Origin of the sequence: Mesorhizobium sp. M4B.F.Ca.ET.058.02.1.1 (assembly GCF_003952505.1) — a bacterium.
Lineage (GTDB): Bacteria > Pseudomonadota > Alphaproteobacteria > Rhizobiales > Rhizobiaceae > Mesorhizobium.
In genome coordinates, this window is record NZ_CP034450.1 from 4162145 (window position 1) to 4184059 (window position 21915).

The 21915-nt window shown below is 61.7% G+C and carries 12 protein-coding genes, 1 tRNA gene and 2 pseudogenes; 12 read left to right on the top strand and 3 right to left on the bottom strand.

Annotation, left to right across the window (positions count from 1 at the left end; all coding sequences use genetic code 11):
- Positions 1-3: 3 nt before the first annotated feature.
- Positions 4-1647: a peroxidase family protein gene (locus EJ073_RS20430; RefSeq protein ID WP_189347284.1), complete on the bottom strand. Its 1644-nt coding sequence runs from the start codon at positions 1645-1647 to the stop codon at positions 4-6.
- A gap of 435 nt (positions 1648-2082) precedes the next feature.
- Positions 2083-2158, bottom strand: a tRNA-Gly gene (locus tag EJ073_RS31360).
- A gap of 134 nt (positions 2159-2292) precedes the next feature.
- On the opposite strand from EJ073_RS31360, the gene EJ073_RS20435 reads away from it, so the two are divergent.
- The 10 genes and pseudogenes from EJ073_RS20435 to EJ073_RS20470 all read left to right on the top strand — a co-directional run bounded on the left by EJ073_RS20435 (position 2293) and on the right by EJ073_RS20470 (position 17183).
- A complete protein-coding gene (locus EJ073_RS20435) occupies positions 2293-3735 on the top strand; it encodes a site-specific integrase (RefSeq protein WP_126057359.1) in 1443 nt (480 codons plus the stop codon).
- Positions 3736-3829: 94 nt separating this feature from the next.
- Positions 3830-4417, top strand: a complete 588-nt coding sequence (locus tag EJ073_RS20440; RefSeq protein WP_126057360.1) for a hypothetical protein — start codon at positions 3830-3832, stop codon at positions 4415-4417.
- A 333-nt stretch (positions 4418-4750) separates the two neighbouring features.
- Positions 4751-5176: a DNA cytosine methyltransferase gene (locus tag EJ073_RS32785; protein ID WP_281033010.1), complete on the top strand. Its 426-nt coding sequence runs from the start codon at positions 4751-4753 to the stop codon at positions 5174-5176.
- Positions 5095-6027, top strand: a pseudogene (locus EJ073_RS20445) (DNA cytosine methyltransferase); the annotation flags it as partial. The gene EJ073_RS32785 and the pseudogene EJ073_RS20445, both read left to right, overlap by 82 nt.
- 24 nt (positions 6028-6051) lie before the next feature.
- Positions 6052-8157, top strand: a complete 2106-nt coding sequence (locus EJ073_RS20450) for a zeta toxin family protein (protein WP_245455297.1) — start codon at positions 6052-6054, stop codon at positions 8155-8157.
- Positions 8154-9677, top strand: a complete 1524-nt coding sequence (locus EJ073_RS20455) for a hypothetical protein (RefSeq protein WP_126057361.1) — start codon at positions 8154-8156, stop codon at positions 9675-9677. Before EJ073_RS20450 ends, EJ073_RS20455 begins: the two co-directional genes overlap by 4 nt.
- Positions 9674-11629 carry a hypothetical protein gene (locus EJ073_RS32240; protein ID WP_245455298.1) on the top strand — a complete coding sequence of 652 codons (1956 nt, stop codon included), beginning with the start codon at positions 9674-9676 and terminating at the stop codon, positions 11627-11629. The genes EJ073_RS20455 and EJ073_RS32240 overlap by 4 nt, the downstream gene beginning before the upstream one ends.
- A 344-nt stretch (positions 11630-11973) precedes the next feature.
- Positions 11974-15129 (top strand): type IV secretory system conjugative DNA transfer family protein, encoded by a 3156-nt coding sequence (locus tag EJ073_RS32245; RefSeq protein ID WP_245455299.1) that lies wholly within the window; start codon positions 11974-11976, stop codon positions 15127-15129.
- 43 nt (positions 15130-15172) lie between these two features.
- A complete protein-coding gene (gene vsr / locus EJ073_RS20465) occupies positions 15173-15568 on the top strand; it encodes a DNA mismatch endonuclease Vsr (RefSeq protein ID WP_348627212.1) in 396 nt (131 codons plus the stop codon).
- 91 nt (positions 15569-15659) lie between these two features.
- Entirely contained in the window at positions 15660-17183 is a 1524-nt protein-coding gene (locus EJ073_RS20470; protein WP_126057363.1) for a nucleotidyltransferase domain-containing protein, read from the top strand.
- 107 nt (positions 17184-17290) lie between these two features.
- Here the strand turns inward: EJ073_RS20470 and EJ073_RS20475 are convergent, their stop codons facing one another.
- Positions 17291-18733, bottom strand: a complete 1443-nt coding sequence (locus tag EJ073_RS20475; RefSeq protein WP_126057364.1) for a hypothetical protein — start codon at positions 18731-18733, stop codon at positions 17291-17293.
- Positions 18734-19210: 477 nt separating this feature from the next.
- On the opposite strand from EJ073_RS20475, the pseudogene EJ073_RS20480 reads away from it, so the two are divergent.
- Positions 19211-20002 (top strand): annotated as a pseudogene (locus EJ073_RS20480) (transposase); the annotation flags it as partial.
- A 958-nt stretch (positions 20003-20960) separates the two neighbouring features.
- Positions 20961-21909, top strand: a protein-coding gene (locus EJ073_RS20485; RefSeq protein ID WP_126057365.1) for an IS630 family transposase whose coding sequence is annotated in 2 segments (ribosomal slippage) — positions 20961-21296 and positions 21298-21909 — 948 coding nt in all. Because the reading frame shifts where the segments join, the coding sequence is not laid out codon by codon here.
- Positions 21910-21915: the final 6 nt, after the last annotated feature.

Below are 21915 nucleotides of genomic sequence, written 5' to 3' on the forward strand. Positions count from 1 at the left end.
CTCCTAGCTGGCTTTCTGTTGGGTTGCGATAAGGTCGTGTAGGGCAAAGGGGCAATCGTCCGGTCCGAAAGGGCCACGTCCGCGTCCGCCGAGTTCGGACTTGGGCTCGAAGCAAACCCGGTTGTGGGCATCAACAATGCCATTTGGAGTGGCCTGTATGGCGGCATGGATCGTTTCCATGACGATGCGGCTGGCAAGCGGTCCCAGCCGCTGGCCGCCCTGAAAATGCTCCGCCTCGCGAATTGTATAAAACCACAATGGCGTCCGCTCGCGCAGCCGCTCCCCGTAGGAAATCCCCGCGTTGAGGCACTTGCTCACCAAGCAGGTCGTTTGGTGATCGATCTGCCAGTTCTCGAGAACCGCGAGGTCTGGTCTCCCCTGGAGACTTCTGGCGACACGAGCCGCCACGTCCTGTGCGTTCGGGATGAGCACGGTCCGCCCCCGCACAAGTGTGCGGGCCGCCAGATTGGCCGTACTTGCGATTTCACAGCCAGGCTCGGTCGGGAACATCCAATCTGGCAGTCGAAATAGCTTCTGCGCCAGGTGAGTATCAATCCGGGCCGCCTCTATCGGCGCGTTCTGCCCTCCGCCGGCAAGATTCGGCCAATGGACGACCCAGTCCGCCGGCAAGCGCCCGTCTTCCAGGCCTCCTCCGAGATGTGTGAGCTCCAGTAGTCTTGCCAGCGCTCCGCCGTTCTGCCTTCCCCAGGTCATGTATTCCGAGCGGACCATGCTGTGCCCGAAGCGGAAACATGCTGCTGCGAATTCAACCGGGAGAAGGAACGGCTCCTTGTCGAAACTGCTATCTGGTCGCACGACAGCGCGGCCATTCCTGAATACGTCGCGATAAACAACCGGATCGATCACGTGCTTCAGATAATCGAACAGGACCACCGCCTGGAAATGCTGCCGGGTGATGCTTCTCTGCTCATCCTCGCTCTCATGCGGAAAGCGTGAGGCAACGGCCTGGTGGAACCTGGTCATGGCTACGTGGAACTGTGCGATCCCGAGATTGCTGTCGTTGCGCTGGTCCGCAATCACGGCCTCACCTTGCCGGGTGCGGGGCAGATCGTCGAAGCCTGCGTTGGGGCCGTGCGTTTTGCCCAGTCGCAAACCGGCGCTCAGGCATGTGTCGCGCACCGGCTGCAAATGTCGGTCGACAGGACCGAATAGGCTGTCCAGATCGAGTGCTGCAGAGCGCCAATTCAGCGTGGGACAGGCAGGATCCTCATCCCGCATCTGCGAGAGATCATGCGCTATGAACTGGCCGAGATAGGTGTAGGCGGCCGGCATATGCGCACCGACGGTGACACCACCGGCCCCTTCCATCATCGCTTCGCCGAGCGCTGCAAGCGCGGCCGGATCCGGTAGCTCCGAAGGCTCCGCCGTAGGCATGATGCGACCGTAGAGCGTCGAACCCTTCGGTAAGTCCGGTACCAGCCTTTCAGCGAGGAATAATTCTGCGCCTTTTGGCGACAGCGCGACGGACCGCTTCTCCGGTTCGTAGAACCCGTCCAGCTTCAGGCCGGCGAAGCGCCCATCCAAGTCAAAGACGGTGAAGCTGGGTGACTGGTTTTGAAAAGAAAATGGAGGCGCTTCGGAGTAGTCCGCAACGACATGTAATCCGCCACCATGAACCCTCGACATTCGCATCCCTCGATTGCGAAAGGCGCCCTGAACTACAATAGTTAATCACACCCAACAGCACCGGTCCAGAGATACGGAACCTCGCGAGCGAATGGCTCGGCTCCTCGCGGAATTTTCAATTCTTCTCCAGATACAAGAAATAACAATTGGACTGGAGCATAAGTGTTCGCCTAGTTCTCTGGTCGCCACGACATTTTCTTCAACTTCTTTGTCAGCTCCGGTTTTGCCGAATCACTTAGTCTTCTTTCTGGAGCCGTATTTGACCATGCCATTCCGCCTAACCCTTACATTCGAAATGTAAGACACGAATACACTGGTAGAATTGGCGGCAGGAATCATCTTGCGCGCGAGGCAACTCCCCCGCTCGCTCCTGCGTCAGACAGCAAAAAGGCCCGGTTACCCGGGCCCTTTTTGCTTTTCAAATCTGAGAAGATTTGGAGCGGGTGAGGCGATTCGAACGCCCGACCCCAACCTTGGCAAGGTTAGAGATGGGGTACTCCACACTATCCGCTAATATCCAAAAGTTCGATATCATATTGATAATCCTTGACATTATTTTCAGCCGTTCGCTAGGCTAACCTAAGCTTTTCCCTCACGGTGTTGACCAGGTGTTGACCAAAAGAGTGGCTTGGAGGAGATGACTTCGTGGCAAAGCGCGTCGGCGTAGCCCTTACAAAGCGGGTGGTTGATTCCGCTGACAAGAGGGACGAGCGGTACTTCATTTGGGACAGTGAACTGTCCGGCTTCGGCCTGCGGGTCGAAACGAGCGGCGCCAAAACCTTCGTCGTCCGGTATCGTGCCGAAGGCGGTGGGCGATCGGCTGCGCAGCGATTTGTGACCATCGGCAGGTTGGGCACGCTTACCCCCGAGCAGGCGCGAAAGCAGGCAAAGACTGTTCTCGGAGGCGTCGCCAGGGGCGAAGATCCAGCCGATGAACGCCGGGCAAAGCGGCGCGAGATGAAGATCAGCGGCCTGATCGAACTCTATGAAGAGGAGGGCTGCGTGATCCAGCGCGGGAAACGGCAGGGTCAGCCGATGAAGCCGCTGACCAAGCAGCTGACCCTCGCGCGCCTTCGCAACCATGTCGTACCGCTGCTCGGGCACAAGCGCGTCAGCGAACTGAATGCAGGTGACATCGAACGGTTCGTCCGTGACGTCACCGCAGGCAAGACGAATCGAGACGAGAAGATCGGCCCCCGCAGACGTATCATTGTACGCGGCGGAGACGGCGCGGCTCGGAAGGTCGTGCGAGACTTGTCTGCTGTTTTTAGCTTCGCGATCCGCAGCGAGATTGTCCAGAAGAACCCTTGCGAAACAGCGGCCGTTCGCAAGACAGACAACCAGCGAAAACGCTTCCTCCTGCTCGACGAGGTAGCGCGTCTCGGAACTGCGCTGGATGAACTGGAGGCCGAAGGAGTCAATCCAAAGGCGGTCAATATCGCACGGCTCTGGGCGCTAACTGGCTGCCGACGAGAGGAGATCGCGTCCCTCAAGTGGGCGGAGGTAAATCTCAGTGAGGGACTTTTGCAGCTCGACGATAGCAAGACCGGAAAGTCGGTCCGACCGTTAGGAGCTGCTGCGGTTGCTCTGCTCGAAAGCCTGCCGCGTGAGGCAGGCAACGATTTCGTCTTCCCGGGTGAACGTGGCGACAGCTATTTCCAGGGGACCAAGCGCATCTGGGCTAAGGCGATCAAGAAGGCGGACCTCCCCGGGGTTACTCCCCACACACTTAGGCATACGATCGGCTCGACCGCGATTTCGACGGGCGAAGCGCTGGCACTGACGGGCGCGATCTTGGGCCATTCAAATCCGCGTTCGACCGCTATCTATGCGCACGTGCAAAATGATCCGTCTCGGCGTGCTGCCAATCGAGTGACGAAAAGAATCGCAGCGGCGCTCGCCGGAAACAGCCAAACGTCGCGTAGGTCCCTCAGGAAAACCGGAGGACCGGAGGGCTTGGCCGATCTCCATCAGCTAATTCAGCTATTGTCCTCTCGTCTCTTGATCGAGGGAATTGATGCGGCACAGGTCGAGCGCATCGTTGCGGGCGTGATTGCTGGGCGCGAGACTGGTCCCAAGGTTGTCTGAACGTCGATCTGGCTCGTTAACGGATAAAAGCACGTGGCGGCAGCGGGGGCGGTGCTCATGCCGGGTCCATGCTTCTTATTGAAAGGCGCATTGCTTGCTCGCCGACACGGTCGCCCATTTGCTCCACAATGTCATTCCTGCTGCCGCCGACTACGCGGCGGCGGAGGATGCGCTGAGCGAGGCTTATGCGGCAGACAGCGCACCCGCTGCGTGGGAAATGGCCGCTCGCACAGCGAAGCGCCGCGCCGCCGAGTTGGCAATCGCCATCGATGGCCTCACCGACCGGTGCGCTGCCGAACTTGGTGTCTCGAAGGCCTCTGTCAGAAATTCGATAGCTGCATTGTGCTCCTGGCCCGGCAGCACAGTCTTTCGCGCGGGGGCCCATGACCGGGTGCGCGGCGTTGCGAATGTCTACAAGCACCATGTCTTGAGCGACCCGACGCTACCGATATCTACCGAGGCCGACATCCTTGTCGTCGGGCTCGGCTACGGACTGGATGGATATGGGGTTGGAAAATTTGGCGGACTGGAAGTCCTGGTTCAGGAGCGGAGCGGCGTGAAATGGAAGTTCCTGGGAGATGCGCCTGTGGCGGTGTCCGCCTGGTTTAAGCATCTTGCGGCCAATGGAGCGGTTTTGCCTGCGCAAATGCAGACGGTCTGCGGCGTCCAGATTTATTCATGAAATCAGTTTGTACCGGATTGCACACGGGTCCAACCAACCAGTAACTGCAAGGCCTTGAAAGATGGGCCGGTTGTGGTATGTTCCTCCTTTGTTCTAGATGTGCGCATACGCCTCATGATCCCGCCTATGAGCGCGGAGCATGCCATGGGCAATTCGCCGGCGGGTGTTGGGGATTAACGTCGAGATCATACCAACCGGAACCGACAATCTCTAGACCTTAGGCGAAACGAAGGGTTAAGTGTATGACCTGCAGTGTTGCAACAAGCATGTGGCGCAGGATTGAGTTTCAACCGTAACTCTTCCCGGCTCGGATTGGCGTGGGGGCGAACTGGGATGAGCGTGAAAACCAAAGGCCAAAAGCCTGTCTTTATCGACGCCTTCGCGGGTTGTGGAGGCCTCAGCCTCGGCTTGCTGCGTTCCGGCTGGCAAGGCATGTTCGCAATCGAGAAGGATGCGTTTGCATTCAGTACTCTGAAGGCCAATCTGGTCGATCCCGGGGCTAGGGTCCGCTACGACTGGCCGGCTTGGCTGGAGCAACAGCCATGGACGATCGAATCGCTGGTAGAAGCGCATGGAGAGAAGCTCGCGGCGCTCCGGGGCAAAGTTGACCTCCTCGCGGGGGGCCGCCCTGCCAGGGATTTTCAAGTGCCGGTCGCCGGCGCCAGGGCGACCCGCGGAACGAGCTCGTTGAGCGCTACCTCGAGTTCGTTGAGATTGTGCTTCCCCGGATGGTGCTTATCGAGAACGTGCGGGGCATAACATACGACTTCGTTGGCAAGGACGAGGATGCGCCGGCTCGGAACTTTGCAGCGGAGCTCGTCGCGCGCCTTGGCCGGCACTATCATGTCTACAAGGATACCGTCCGGTGCTCGGAATTTGGAGTGCCCCAACAGCGACCGAGGTTCTTCCTCGTGGGCATGCTCAAAACCGAGATGCGGAAGCTCCCGCGCCGGGACGACCCGTTTGCCCGGCTCCGGTCGGCGAAGGCGCGATTCCTTGGCGAACGGGGACTGCGCCAAAGGGTAAGCTCCCGACAAGCGATTTCCGACCTCGAGCGGGATCATGCCGGGACTGGTCCTTGCCCGGATTCCGACGGGTATGACGCCTTGCTCACGACAGCGCCAAGGACCGCGTACCAGCGGCTGATGCGTGGTGATTTCGTTGGTGTCGTCCCCGATACCCGGCTTGCCAAGCACCGTCCCCACATAGTCGAGCGCTTCGCAAGCATCATCGCGGAATGCAAGGCGGCCGGCCGGCTCAGCGTGCAATTGAACCGGGAGATGCGGGAGCACTACGGGATAAAGAAGATGGCCACTCGCGTGTTGGACCCCGAAAGGGCTGCCCCCACCATAACCAGCATGCCGGACGACCTGCTGCACTATTCGGAACCCCGGACGCTAACCGTTCGTGAGAACGCGCGTCTGCAGTCGTTTCCAGATTGGTTCTCATTCCATGGCAAGTATACGACTGGCGGCGACCGCCGGGCCCGTGAGGTTCCCCGCTTCACCCAGGTTGCGAATGCAGTTCCACCGCTTATCGCCGAGATGTGGGGCGAGGTACTTTTGAGGTACTTGGTGGCGGCAACCCAACCCGCCAGGATAGCGGCCTAGGTTGAGTCTGATTCGCCTGCCAACATGGACAAGGCCGTGGAGAACGAGGATAGGGTGCAATATCCGGCGGGGTTGCTTGAATGGGCGGGTCACCGCAGCGGTGGGGTGAGGCGGCTGTTCGACGATAGCAGCGGCCGGCCCGGCAAAGATATCTTCGAGACCAACCTCCTCTTTCGCCTTCGAACCTGGGCAAGGAACATCGCAGCAGATAACGCCGGTGTTCCCCGCGTGGTGTTGCTGGTTGGTGGCCCAGGCAATGGCAAGACTGAGGCCGTCGAGGCGACGGTCAAAGAACTCGACGCTGCGCTTGGTTGCTCCGGTAACCTGGTAGCCGAGCTGGCACGGTCGTATCATCCGCCCGAGGGCATGCCAGTGCCTCGGCTTGTCGCCGCGGACGCCTTGTCGGCAGGCCAACAAGCCAGGCATCTTAGGGTAGAAATCGTCCAAGATGCCTCGGTAGGAGGCCAGTCTGCCGCAATCCAGCTGGTGAGGGAGCTAGAGCAAGCGCTGGCATCGCGGGCAGTGGCCTACATATGCTGTGTAAACCGCGGTGTCCTCGACGACGCCCTGATACATGCGATCGACTCGGGGCTCGACAAGTCGCAAGAATTGCTGGAGGCCGTCGTGCGCGCGGTAAGCCAAGCGTCTGGCGCCCCATCTTGCTGGCCGCTTGAAGATTACCCTGACGTCGCAGCCTGGCCGATGGACTCAGAGTCGCTGACGGAGCCAACCGACAACGGTGGCGAAGCTCCTGCCGCTGCGGTGCTCGGGCGTGCGGTGGATCCTTCGCACTGGCCAATGCCAGGGGCTTGCGAGGCAGGCAGCTCCTGTCCCTTCTGCGGCAGCCGAAAGGCCTTGGCCGGCACCAAGGAGTCAACTGCGTTCCTTCGCATGCTACGATGGTTCGAGCTCGGCACCGGAAAGCGCTGGGCATTCCGAGATATCTTTTCCTTGGCCTCCTACTTGCTCGCTGGAAATGGGACAAGCCAGCACGGGGTATCCGTCGATCCGTGCAAATGGGCCGCGTCCCTGGTGGAGGCTGACAAGCAGGCCCAACTAAGGGGCAGACCAAGGCGGGAGGTATCGGCCGCGTTGTTTTGGCTAGTCTCGGCGCAGTATGAGCACGCGTTGTTCCACCGGTGGGACCGAGGCCTGCCTGCCTCCTTGCTCAAGGACATCCGGGACCTCGGGCTTCAGGAGGACAACACTGCGATGGGGTTGCACTATTTCCTGCAATCTCGCACGGCGGGATATGTCCCGGCACCAATCGCGACACTCCTTGATTCCTTCGTGGAGTTGCTTGACCCAGCTATGTCATCGCCCGACATGGAGGTGGCCTTGTGGGGCGGCACGGTCCGACTAGGGGAATTCGACGCGCGCTTCAGTCGCTCCGTCCGCGAGGGCCTGGATTACGCGGTTGGCCGCCGGGCATTGTCGTCCAATGAGCGCATGCTACTGGAGCGACTCTCGGTGCTGGATGAGCTTCTTGCCGTCCCGCGATTGCGACTGAGACGTCCAGGCGCGGCCAGCCGAATCCAACGCGTCGTCAGGGATTTCGCGTGCCGGATTGCGCGTCGCAGCATCGGGGCACGGAACGCGGCCGTGCCAGATGCAAAGACGCTCGAGGCCTTCCAGAACGTAGTCGCGGATGCCGACGGACGGGGGCACGACTTGCGCGAAGTCGCGAACCAGGTGGAGGATCTGCTCAACGATGAGCATAACTTCAAGGTGTCGTTGACGACGACGTTCGGCCAGCCGCTGCCGCCGCCACGCCGCCGCGCCACGCTCGTTGTGCCCCGCCGCCGAGTCGTCCCGAGAGACGCCGCCCGGGATGGCCGGCCGCGCCCTTCGATTTGCTTCCTGGACGTGGAGGTAGGGCCGACGCTGCAACCGGTCGCGCTGACCTACGACCTTTTCAAGGCGGTGAGTGACCTCGACCATGGCTTGTCGCCCGCCTCGCTGCCCCGCAGCGTCCTTGCGCTCCTCGATACGACGAGGGCAAGGATAGCCGGCTCCATCGTCCGGGACCGCGACGTGCGCGAGCGTCCTACCATCGTGCTGGGCGAGGCGGTGACGATCGAAAGATACAGGGGCCGCTTTGAGGTACAGAAGCGAGGGGGTACCCGATGAACCTCGCGGAGTTCAAGGCCTCACCCTGGGCCAAGTCGCACCCGACGTACAAGGCAGCCGCGCTCTCGGTCACCCCGGCCCCAGAATATGCGAATTCCGAAGTCCTCATTGCAGGACTCTACCGGACCATTGGGCTGGATGGGTTCGCGGAGCGGGTGGTGCCCGGCAAGGGAAGGGATCTCGACCGCAACATCGCCGTTCGGCGCGACAAGAGGACCAAGCCGGACAGCGCCGCGCTCGACGGCGGGGCGGTGCATGCGCTGCTGCACGACGTGCTCGAGAGCCCGAAGCTTCCCAACCAGTCGACTAAGCGCTTCTTGCAAGTGACGCCCCTGGTCGGCGAGACGGCATCGTTCTCGGGCTCCGCGCGCCTTGCGGGTAACCCTTGGCCCGCTGGCGCCCTAGTCCGCAGGATGGTCTGGCTTGGATCCGACGGCGAGGAAGCCGCGCAAGCCCGCTGGTTGCGCTTGTTCGACGCTCTGCTGGTGCACGACGACGACGATGTCTTCGCTCGGTTTCTCAGAGACGAGCTGGCAGCCTGGACCGGGACGAAGTGGGGACAGTCATGCATCGCGCCCGACCCTGGCGACGTACAAGCCCTCCCCGCCCACGAACTCGAAGGGCGTGCCTTTCCGGCGCGGCAGTTCGTGCGGGACCTAGACGCCATCCTGGTCGCAAAGACATTGATGACCCGCAGGCAGTGGACCAGCCTCCTGGAGGCACTTGTGCGCGTCGCAGCTGTCGCCCACGTGGCATGGCTCTGCGAGGTGCAGAAGATGACATGGGACGCCGTGCGGCTTGCGATCGGGGGCCAGACGACCCCGGAGGATGCGCGGGCCATGTTCTACCCACGGGTGCTAGCCTACCTTAGCTACGGAACCGGCGCGGTCTCGGAGCTGAAGGACCGGATTTCGAAATACCTCCGCTCTCGGCTCGGGATAAATGCCGCCCTATGGAGCCTCCAAGAAGCTGGCGTAGCGTACGAGGGATCACTTTCGTGCGCCGCAGACCTCGCTGCCTTTTGCCGCCACGTATCCGGGCATCGATCGAGCTTGCGCGACGTGATGGCGCTCGTCGACGACCTCGCTGACAGGGAGGCCCGTGCGCTCCTCTGTCGGAAGGGCGTGGGCTCCAATCTCATGGAATTTGGGCGGCATGTCCTGTACCAGCGGCAGGCTGCGAACCCAATTCTCCGGGGGTATGACCAAGGCTATGTCTTGCGCAAACGCGGGGCGTCAAAGTCGAGCCCATGGGTATGCGCCCCGGGGCCGGTAGCCGTGCTTGCACTGGTCCACTGCTCGCTTGCCGGCCTGACGGGACCCCGGTCCGTCCATAGGCTCGCCCAGCACATGGCCGCCTATGGAATAGCCGTCGACCATCGTGAGATTGCCGAAAACGACCTCGGGCACCAGCTACGCATGCTGGGCCTTGTGCTGGATAGCCCCGACGCCGAGAGCGGGATGCTCCTGGTCCCGCCATTTGCCAGCGTCCGAAACGGCGGCGAGGGCATTGTCCAATGAGCAGACTTGCCGACTGGTTGGCTGGTGCAATCCGAACACGCTTGGCCGAGACCGCGACCAGCACATCCGGAGGGGGCGAGTCCAGGTTGATCTTCCACGGTCCGCCGCTTGAGATCCTTGGCGAGGTCTACGAGCGTCTTGTCGCGGAAGCCAATGGCGAAGGCCTGCCGATCCTCTTGCAAATCGGCGAACATGAGCCTGGTGCAGCCAACCCTCCTATCGGTTCATCCGGGCGATGCGACGAGGCCCACCTGCTGGACTTGCGAAATTCCCCGACCGCCTCCAGCTATCTCGCGTTGGTCCCGCCGCGACAACACGCAATCAGGTCAGTGTCATCTACGACCGACGAGTTTGGCGTCTCGGGGGCGAGCAACGGAGCCAACGTTCCATTCGACGAATGGTGGGCCGACAGTTTTGTCCAGAGGGTGGTCGCCGCCGCCCTTGAGGCGACAAAGGTCCCACAGGCCGGCCGCGACGGCGCCGCAGAACTTGTGGAGCGCGCCATGCAGGCGGTCGACGATGTTGACCCGGACAAGGATAGCCGTCGGGCCGCATGGCGTCTCATTTCCCGCATTTTCGCTGTCGGCGACAGCTCGCTCACCGCGACACGCGGCATCAGCCTGGCCTGCGGCATACCTCCAATGGCCGCTGACAAGCTGTCGCCGGGCGAACAGCATGCCAGCCTAGATGGGGTGGCTGCCGCGCTATCCGACGGCTTCAAGTCTGGCCTCGCCCAGGCTATCGACGCTGCAACTTCGGAGCAGAGGCCCTGGCTCCAGTCTTTCTTGCAACACATCCGGTCGACATGCGATGTTCCGACCGCGCTTGAGCGGTCGCCGGAGGCATTCTATGCGCCGGCCGTAGGGCTGGATCTCGCAGACCCCCCGGCCTGGTGGACTGGCCTGACGGCCGAGGCATGGGCGGAACTGCTTAGCGACGAGCCAGAGATTTCCGGTGACATCCAGCTAGAGTGCCTCAACCCATTGCTACCTGCCTCGCGCGGGGTGCCATTGCTAGTTGACGGGGACGTTGAGCTCTCTCTCCGGGTGGGGTCGGAAAGCAACAATCCAGTCCAGGTAGCGCTAGAGCGATCGCCCGGCAAAAGCAGCGGCGGCTTCCCCGCACTGGTCAACGCGCTGGGCGAGGCCGAATTCACCGACCGCACCCCGCCCCAGCATCGCGCGCCGATCCAGTACAAGGCGACCGCCGAGGGGCACAAGCCCGGGTCCCTCAAAGTCATATCGCTTGCGACTTGGCTTCCCGGCATATTCATCGCCTGCCGACCCGCCAGAAAGATAGTGGCCCCGAAGGCCCCGGCCAGACGCACCCGCGGGGCTAACTGGGAAACTAGCATCGCGCTTCCTGGTCCCGGTCGATATGAACTACTGGTATTCCTGTCGCCGGGTTCAGTCGTGGCCGCGCGCGCCACGGGGACCGCAAGCGGGGAGGGCGATGGCGGCGACGAGGGGCAGGAACTCGTCCTCCGAGAGATGCGGGCGGGCCTGCACCAGCTCGAGGTTGAAGCGGATGGCTCATATCAAGTCGACATTGCCTTTGAGCGGACTTTGCAGAACGGCACGTCTGCGGCCGAGGTGTGCCGCGTATTCCTTTCCTGCGAGGATGTCGTCGAGGAAGGCTGCAGGAGCGAGTTCGAGCGACTCATCAAGCTGAACCGGCGACAGGTCGATCCATCTGGATCCAAGCCGATCGTGCAGCTAAACAGGAGCGCTAGGACGAGTAGCTTGCAGGCATGGATGCTGCAGGACGAGGTTGCGTCGCTGTCCTACCTGCCGATCGTGCTTGCCGAGGACTATGGCGACCATTGGGTGCAGCCAAAGTGGGACGAGGAGACCGGACGAATCCTGTCGGCCGGACGGTTCCTCCAGGATCCAAGACCCCCGCGAGCCATTTCAATCCGCCTGCCACCTTCATCCAGTCCCGGCGCGCGATAGCAGCGCTGGTGCGGGGCCCGGACGACCAGTCCGGCCTGGTCGAGGCGGCGCCGCTAGGGGACTGGCTAACCCACCATGAGTCGTTCCCAGGTCTCGTGGAGCAATATCTCGACGCCTACGCCACGTGGCTCAAAGCTAGTCCCGAGGTAGCGGCGTGGTGCGACGTCACCGCCGTAGCCTCCTTAGAGCAAGGCGGCCGCACATTGTCTCGCGTGCCTGATGCCATCATGCTCTCGCCCCTACACCCGTTGCGGCTGGCCTGGCATGCCGTGGCGCAAGGAGTCCTGGACGCCTCGGCATCAAGCAGCCTGCCCTGCCCCGCTGCAGGGGTGCTCGACCCCGGAATGGTGCCGGATATCCTCCATATGCCGCTTCTCGCGCCGGAAGGGATCGAGCACGTGCCGTTCCTGGCGGTTGAATCGAACTCGGACTATTGGTCGATACTTTGGAATGGCGCGCGGCTGGGAACTTTGGCCGACAGGTCCACGCGCCCACCCTTCGGTCCAGCCCTGGGCCTCTCGGTCGGTGGAATTTCAACGGGATTCAGCGCGAGCCAGGTGGAGCGCGCGCTAGACGATGTCTCAAACGTCCTCTGTGCGAAGCCGATCATCAGCGTCGTCGTCGCCAGCGCTGGCGGCGCGACGGATTCCTGCAACGAGGGACTCGTCGCATGGTCAAGCGCCCGCTACTCGGAGGGAGGCAAGGCGGGAAGGCCGCAAGCGCCGGGACCTCGCCGCCTTGATGTGTTCGACACCAGGGCGGAGGCCGCCCGGCCCGATGAGGCAACGATCGCCAACCTTTCAGAGGACACTCGGAACCACGTCAGGTGGTTTGCCGCCGATCCACGCGGGGTTGGGCTTGATCTGGGCATTATCGCGCAGCTTGACTCGTCGGAGCCTGAGGCATCAGAGACACCGAACCTTTCGGCGTTGGGAGCCGGTGGCCTTATTCGCCACCGCGTCCGCCGGCAGCTCCCGAACTTTTTCCTTAGCGAGTCGCGTCAGGCGCGACTCGCCGCCACATCGGGTAACCCGCTGGCAGACAAGCTAGCCGGCTGCATCGGGGCGCTGGAGAACATGGGTGGGCAGCCGGCTGGCCTGCGCTTCGCCCCGAACGTCCATGCGATCGGCGAAATGCTCGAAGTGAAGAAGACCGACTTCGTGGCGATCTCGTCGTCGGCCGTCGATCCAGCTTGCTTCCTTGGTGGCTGGCTTCCGCAATCCTACCTTTGGGACTACGACCTACCCTCGTATTCCCACCGTGCTGGCGATACCAATGGCTACTATCTGCTGTCTCGGGTGAAGGCCACGGACCGCGACGGGCTCAGGAAGGTACTGTCCCGCCTGCCTGGCTGCCAAGGCCTAGATGATGCACTCGCAGAGGGCATCCTGCTTGAAGTTGCAAGGCGGGGTATCCCGACGATTCGGGGGCTGGCAGGCGACGACACTGGTGCAACTGGTGACCTCGGCCTGTTTGTCGCCGCCCGCCTTCTGCAGGACCGATTCCGCACGGGGTCGAGTGCTGATAGCCTGTTGCCAGTAATTGCGAGAGACGGCGACCGGCAGTCGATCTCGCTGGTGATTCCGGTTGATCCGTTCCGCGGCTATCTCGACGACCTGTCCCGTGCGTTGAACAAGGATCGCCCCGACGCGACTCTGGCCCGGCCAGATTTGCTCGTCGTAGGCATCACAATGGAGCCCGGGAAGACGCGCATCCACCTGACGCCGGTGGAAGTAAAATGCAGGCTAGGGTCGATTTTCCCCACGGCCGATGCCAAGGACGCCCTTGGCCAGGCAAGATCCCTGGCAGACCTGCTTCGTGCGCTTGCGCAACACAAGGATGCCCTGTCGGCCTGGCGACTCGCCTACGAGCACCTCCTCTTATCCGTAATAGGGTTCGGGATGAGGGTCTACAGCCAGCACCGGGACGTGGGAGGACAGTCCGCCGAATGGGCTGTGTTCCACGAGAGGATTGCGGATGCCGTCCTAGGGGGAAGCGGAGAAGTCACCATCGACAGCCGTGGCCGCCTCGTCATCGTCGATGACAGCCCTATCAGCGACGCCCATGATCGAGATGGCGATGGCTTTGAGGAAACCATGGTGATTGGCGCGCAGGACGCCGGGCGGATCGTCGCGGGCGATGCGCAGGGGTTCTACGACAGCGTCCGGGCGAAGGTCGCGGACTGGGCAATGGCAGCATCACGCCCAGGCGACGGTGCAAAAGATGACGGAGCCCACGGCACGAGAACCCCAGGCCCTGCTGGCGGTGCACCGGAGGCTGGCGGCCCGGTATCCCCCGGGCCTGCCGATGTCACGGTGGGCCCCGTCGCGGGCGCGGTGGCAGCAGGGCAGGAACTAGCCGATCCACTCGAAGGGGGGATTGGTGTGGAACTTGCGCTCGGGACGACAGTCGATGGGTTCCAGCGCCAGGACGTCTCACTGCTGTTGTCGGACACCAGGCTCAATCAGCTCAACATGGGGGTGGTTGGCGACCTTGGAACGGGCAAGACCCAGCTCCTAAAGTCACTCGTCTACCAGATTGCCTCCTCGACCGCCGGCAACCGGGGGATAGCACCCCGGGTGCTTATATTCGACTACAAGCGCGACTACAGCAGCGAGGATTTTACCAGGGCCACGGCCGCCAGGATCGTAAAACCTCATCGCCTCCCCCTCAACCTCTTCGACACGGCTGGCATGGAAGGCTCCATGGTGCCTTGGCTGGACCGGTTCCGGTTCTTCGCCGACGTCCTGGACAAGATCTATTCGGGGATCGGACCGGTGCAGCGGGACAAGTTGAAGCGCGCTGTAAAGGCCGCCTACGACAATTGCCACGGAAGCGCACCAACCATCTATGATGTCCACTCCGCCTATGCTGCCCTCCTGGACGGCAAGTCGGATTCGCCGATGTCGATCATCGACGACTTGGTCGACATGGAGATTTTCGAACCCGACCCTGGCAAGGCCAAGCCATTCGACGAGTTCCTCGACGGCGTCGTGGTTGTTTCGCTCGACGCCCTCGGCCAGGACGACCGCAGCAAGAACATGTTGGTCGCAGTGATGCTGAACATGTTCTACGAGAACATGCTGCGCATCCCGAAACGGCCATTCCTAGGGCAGCACCCCCAACTGCGCGCCATCGATTCCTACCTGCTAGTCGACGAGGCGGACAACATCATGCGCTATGAGTTCGATGTCCTGAGAAAGCTGTTGCTGCAGGGTCGGGAATTCGGCTGCGGCGTGATCCTCGCCTCGCAATACTTGCGGCACTTCAAGGTCAACGCAACCGACTACAGAGAGCCGCTGCTGACTTGGTTCGTTCACAAGGTGCCAAGCGTGGCCGCTGCGGAGCTTGGGGCCCTCGGCTTGGCCAAGCCCGCAGGAGAGATTGCAGAGCGCGTCAAGGGCCTGCCCAATCATCATTGTCTCTACAAATCGTTCGACGTGCCCGGGCAAGTCATCAAGGGACTTCCGTTCTATGAGCTGATGGCGAGCAAGAGGTAGAACGTTGCCAGACTTCCTTTCCCCTGCCGAACGATCGGCCAGGATGGCACGGATCAGGTCGAGCAACACGTCGCCCGAGATAGCGCTGCGAAAGGCCCTCCACCGACGAGGACTTCGCTATGTCCTGCACAAGGCCGGCCTACCCGGCAAGCCCGATCTCGTACTCCCGAGGCACCGCGCCGTCGTCTTCGTCCATGGATGCTTCTGGCACCGACACAAAGGATGCAAGATTGCCTCCACGCCGAAAAGCAATACTCAGTTCTGGCAGGACAAGTTCGATAGGAATGTTACTCGGGACGACCGCGTCCAGCGGGAATTGCGAGCCCTAGGCTGGCGCGTCTTCGTGGCCTGGGAGTGTGAACTGCAGTCAAAGGCCAGCACCAGTTTGAAGGCTGAGATTCTTGCAGAGGCAATCCGAGACCTGGCCCAGCCCAGCTAGCTCAAGTCATGCAGGGAACTTCCGGCCAGACCGGCGCACCTTGACGAGAGTCGTCAGGGATGCTCGACCATTGGCAATGGGAGGGCCGAGCATGACCGAAATTGAGGAATGGACGCCGGAGGCGGCAGCTGCAATCGGGCTCTGCGAGGCCTGGGCAGAAGAGGTGACGGCCGCCATTCCATGCACCATCTACCTCTTCGGGAGCGCCATCTACAATGGAGGCGACCAGTTTGACATCCAAAGTAGTGACCTGGACCTAGTCGTCGTCTTTGACGAGGACCTGGACGCAACCGAGCGCGCCGAGCGGTTGCATCTATTCTCCCTGTACAAGGCAAAGCTGGAATTGCGAATGGTGCCATCTCTTCGCCGGACCAACTGCAAGGATCCGGGCGTCAGCATCGTTCCGATCACCGCACTCGAGTTGACCGGAAACATCCACAAGAGCGGGGCGCCGCGATTCTTCGACAAGAACATTTTCCTTGACCTCGCGACAGGTAAGCAATCGCTGGGCTTGCCAGGGGCTGGCCTTGGCATGCTGCCTTATAACAGCAGGCAAGCGCTGGAGTACGTGCAGAAAGTTCGAAATCAATTCCTGGCGGTAAGCGCCAACCTAACCGGTGGTATCTCCCCCTTTGACGAGGTCGATCCGCTCCCCAAGCCGCTCGCTCGCGCCGCCGCCCAGCTCGACCCGAATGCTGCGGATGGCGAGTGGTATGACACCCGCCTCGGGCTGGAATATTTGTTCGCGGAGCTTACCCGGCGCCGGTCCGAGTCTGACGCCTTGGCGGCGCTATATCGGAAGGTTTCAATTCGGCGTGGCGGCAGGGGCCGACGATCTCCACTAACCGCCGCGGACCAGTTGCTGCTTGCGGAACTGCTCTACGATCTCGCGGCAAAGATCCCACTCGAGGCTGTCGCCACCTGGGAGATACGCTTCGGAGGCACGCCGCCGACAGATGCGGAACGCTCGCGTCTTGTCGACGAACTGCGCCGACTAGTTCCGGATGCACAAGTCCTGGGCATCTTCGTCGGAAGCATCGTGATCCGAGTGAGGAGCTCCAAGCGCAGCTACGCAACGATCCGGCAACTTCAGCAACTTCGCGTGCTCCCACGCTTCTTCGGCGTCAAGACGGTGGATGTCTCGCAGCCTAGCGACCCGGGCGAGCCTGGGGCCTTCACGGGCATTTCCATCGTCGAACGCATCGCCGGCAGGATCAAGGACTGGCGACCGCAGTCCAGAGACAGCCTGCTGGCCACGGAGGCCGGCCTCGCCGATTGGATCGGTCAGTGGCTTGCCGAAGAGAAGGCGTTTGCGCACACCACCGTCTCTCGAGAGGCGCTGGTAAGCGATGGACCTGGCGCGGCACGTGCGGATTTCCTCCTACGACTCGGAAATGGCATGCCGGAGCAATTGCTGGCGATCGAGCTCGTTCGCCTCCGCAATCGCTCTAGCTTCTTCAGCCAACTCGAGCACGTGCTTCAGTTCAAGCTGCCAACGATACTGGTGGTCGTGGGGACATATGAGCAAATTGACGGCCTCCGCGAAGACATTAGACGTCTTGAGCAGCTGAGCGCCAGGGTCCGCGTCGTTGCCGTGCCGCTTGACAACGGTTGAAGCCGGCCCGACGTATGGCTCCTTGGTCGCTATCCTAAGCCAGCTTGCCGCGGCAGAAAGGTCCCTCTGCGCTTTTGCGGCCAACGTCGTGCTGGGCCTCGTCCTGCTTAGTCTGCGATATAAGTGAACTGCGACGCGCCAGCCAATGCGACTCCCAAATCCCTGTCGCTCGCTACCGCCTCCCGGCCATTCTGCCTATTTTGGCTCGCGGCTGCGATAGAATGAGTATTTATGTGCGAATTCATTGCGGCGGTCATTGTAGTCACCGCACAAAGTGTAAAGCACGTTTTCGACCTGGATATTGCTCCAGTTCCATTCGCTGTCCTCCCACTTGGCGTCATAGAACCCGTCGAAGCGATAAGCCCCTGGTCATGGTGAAAGACAATCAAGCCGGCAGCACGCAAGGCCGATGCCGGGTCGACTAGCAACCCCGCCCGTGCCAGCAACCCGTCATCTGTCCCGGCACCCTCGAACGATGGTGACCGATAGATCTGTGTGCCAACCGCGCCAAATGCCAAGTGCCAAAGCGCGCCGCTTACGCAAGCTCCGCCCAGGCGGTCACAATAGTAAACAGGTGCCAATGTCCCCGAGCCTTGTCCCGGTAAAGGCAATCGCAAAACATTGGCCAGAGCAAAAGTCGGACCGCGCTGGAACTGCGCTTTCTTGAAATTGCCCGCGGCCTTCTGGATCAGGGTTTCGATGCATTGCCGCACCGACCGGGGATCATACCTCGTATCGTCTTGATATCGACGATATGGCGCAATTACGCCTTCGGCCATGGCGACTCGGCGGCCCTCCCTGACTTGCCTTTCGAGCTCGATTTGCACGGCCATGCCGTCTTCAAGCATTTCAGGAAGTCGCTGTGGTGCATCCGCAATGTCCAGCGACTTGACTTCGATGAAGAACTCAAGGCGCTGCTCCTCACCATTGTGGTCGTAGCGAAGGTCGCACGCGAAGTCTGGCCCGGCTTCCTCGGTTTCGGCTATCTTACTGATAGTGAGAGCAGGTCCGCACCTCTCCCGCAGGAGCCGGCAAACAAGGGCCTCGGAATAGACGTCGAAGACTTGCCGGTAGGCTTCGTGCCGTGGGCGTCCCGACTTGCGCGTCAAGCCATCCAGCATTTCTTTGGCAAACGTGCGCATGGACCCGTCGGACTGACCCTCATCCTCGATGAGCCTGACCTGCCCGATGTCAATGCATTCCAGCGTATAGTCGCGCGAAATACCACTATGGAGGTGATGCTCGTCGATAAGCTGCGCACAAACCGGGTAGGCCTGCCGCCTGGCCTTGTCGTAGAGGTTTGAGAACGCGTCCTTGAAGCTAGCCCCGGCTGCTTCGGGCGATGCCAGTAGGCCATGCATTTCGGATGTCAGAGACAGCAAGCTCGCGTCCTCTTCACGGATAGCCCTCTGCCGTATCGTATTCAGCCAACCCGACTCCACATGCCCCAGCGCGTAGTCTCTTTGCCCGTGAAACGCCTTCGCGTGGGATTCGAATGCGATGCCCAGGTCAGTAAGTGTATCACTCCAGACCGGCGTGTTTGCGATCATGTGGGCATTCCTTTGCCATCGTGTTGATTGACGCTGCGGTCGGCCCTTGGCTGGGAGCTGGCCGTCCACCCATCCTACCTAGAGGAATGACGTAGGCTCCAGGACATGGCCGTCGCAAGCACGTAGACATACTTCGCGCAAAAAGAAGAGGAGAGACGGTTCGTGGTCGCCTCGCTCGCGAATGCCGTTAGCGCTGAGCGGGACCGGGCGCTCTGACGGCTCTTCCGCCCGATGGGGCGCGGCTAGGCTTGCCGGCTTGCCTCCTGCCGCGCGTTTACGAGTTCCGGTAGGAAGGCCGAGGGCTGGCCTAAACCATGGACAGCCAGCAAAGGCATTGCGACCTCCGTGCTATCGACACGCTAAACAACCAGCATGAAACCAACCATGACGGGGAACATTCCTCGCGGTGCCAGGCGCCCCGCCGACCAGATTGCAGCTTAGGGGCGCGCTGCTAATGAAGCGGCGGTGATGGCCGATCTGGGCGCGACCCTGTTGCTCGCCGGCTGGTTCCACAAGGCTCACATCAAGCCGCAGAGCTGTTACCGAACGCGTCTCTTGTTGACACATCGCCGCAATCTGAAGGCCGATTTCCTCGACCTGGAGGACCCCTGCGCCATTCGCTCAAGGCGTTCGGCATCCACCTGGGGCAAGGTCGGCCGAGGGGCTTTCGAGCAGGCGGTGCGCGCCGCGGCGGCGGACGATCCGCTGTCGGCCGAGCTGATGGACGCCATGCTGTCGGCACGCCTCCGCGCTGTGGCGGAGTATCGCCGGCTGCATGGCCTCGTCGTCAAAATGGTGGCGCGCAGCGAGCTGTGCCGGCGCTTCATTGCGATCCCCGGCGTCGGCCCCGTCACAGCACTTTCGTTCATGACAGCGATCAATGATACGTCGCGCTTCCGTCGCTTACGCGACGTCGCGGCCTACTTCGGGCTGACCGCGCAGCCCTGCCAGCCGGGCTCGACGATCGACGTTCAGGGTCGCATATGGAAGGCCCGCGATGCTGACGTGCGACGCTTGCTTTACGAGGCGGCTTCGGGGCAGATGACGCGCTTCAAGGGCAGGGACAAGGTCAAGATCGGGGGCAAGGCGATCGCCAAACGCTCCGGCCACCGCAAGGCCTGTGTCGCCGTGGCGCGCAGGCTGGCGGTGATCATGCACGCCATGTGGAGCGACGGAACGTTCTATGTCGGCGATTCCGCGGTGAGCCAAAGCGATGCTGCCCGGCGCGCTCATATCAAGGATCGCAGGCTGCTGGTAGCGCATCGATGAACGGCGCGACGGAAGTTGAAGTGCATGGCGCCGGACGGCCGACGGGCGCCACCTGACGCAACGGATCCGCGCCGGCGGATGAGAACCGATGCAGACCAGGAATGACAGAACGCACGTTATCTTGCCTGCGGGCGCGCCGATCGCGAGACGGCCGGACCGCGCCGGATTGCCTGTGACGATGCTCCGTCAACCCGATGGAAAAGTGCGCCACGACGGCTCGATCGCTGCAAATAAGCAGCGCTGCTACCCCGTCGCAGAGCTCGGAAGACTGCACGGCGCATCGGAACTCGAAGCCAGGACGCGAGATCGTCGTTTAGAGAATAGATTCGTGTATTATCGCAACCTGGAAGAGGAACGACGATGTCTAAAAGATCACCCGAAGCACGGCCGATTAAGATGGCAGGATAAAAGGCTGCACGTTGTGCAGCGATCGGTTGGTTGTTTTCTATGCGTTTTTTGGCGCGATCCGCACGTTGCATCGCTTATACGCACCGTGCGGCTCCAGGCTATGCATTTGTGTCTCCAAGGTATTTCGAACGTTGCGGAGCCGCACCATGGGCGACGAACTGCAGTTTCATGTTCGAACGGGCCGCATTTGTCAGACGCGAACCTATCAGGCGCGGCCCTTCGTCGGCCAGTTCTTGATACCGCCAAGTGGAGTCCCGTGCTTGGGGCGATGATCCTCCTCAGGCCTTCGGGCCAGGATTACCCAATGGCTGGCGGGGACATCAGCGGTTGAGGCCGAGAAGGAGGGGAATTTTAGGCTGAAAAGAGACTCGTTCCGCTATTGGAAGCGGTCAACTATCAAGCGGACCTTCCGATACGGGGAGGCACATCCGCGACACTCGTGTCTGAGGTCGCTACGCTAGAGCGTTTCAAGATTTGACGGAATCGGAGGGATTCCCGATTTGTCGGATTTGTGATTCAAGATGCTGGCTGGAATGGAGGCCAGCATCTGATGACGCGACCTCTTTCGGACGATCTTCGCGAACGGGTTGTGGCGGCGGTTTTGAGTGGTGAGAGCCGCCGGTCGGCCGCCAAGCGGTTCGGCATTTCGGTTTCGGCGGCGGTGAAGTTGTTGCAGCGTCATCGGGCGACCGGCTCGGTTGCGCCCGGCAAGATGGGCGGACATCGCAAGAGGGTACTGGAGCCGCACCGTGCTTTCATCGAGGCACGTATACGTGAGACGCCGCATCTGACGCTGCATGGTCTGAAGGATGAGTTGGCCGCTCGCGGGGTCAAGGTCTCGCACAACGCAGTGTGGCAGTTCCTGCGCCGCGAAGGGCTGAGCTTCAAAAAAAACGCTGTTCGCCCTTGAGCAGGCACGCGCCGATATTGCCCGCAGGCGCCAGCGATGGCGATCCTGGCAGGCCGGCCTCGATCCCCAATGCCTGGTCTTCATCGACGAGACCTGGATCAAAACCAACATGGCTCCGCTGCGCGGCTGGGGGCCGAAGGGCAAGCGGCTGCGCGGCCTGGCTCCGTACGGCCACTGGCGCACGCTGACTTTCCTCGGCGCGCTGCGCTGTGATCGGCTCGCGGCACCTTGCGTCTTCGACGGACCGATCAACGGCCAATGCTTCCGCGCTTATGTCGAACAGCAGCTCATCACCGTGTTGAAGCCCGGCGATATCGTCGTCATGGACAACCTGGGAAGCCATAAGTCCGTGGCCATCAGGCAGATGATCAAGGCCGCTGGCGCCAGGCTCTGGTACCTGCCGCCCTACTCACCAGACCTCAATCCCATCGAGCAGGCCTTCGCCAAGATCAAGCACTGGATGCGCCAGGCGCAGAAACGCACCGTCGAGGACACCTGGCGACACATCGGCCACCTCGTCGAAACCATCGAGGCAGCCGAATGCAAGAACTACTTCGAAAACGCCGGATACGCTTCCGTCAAAACGTGAAAGACT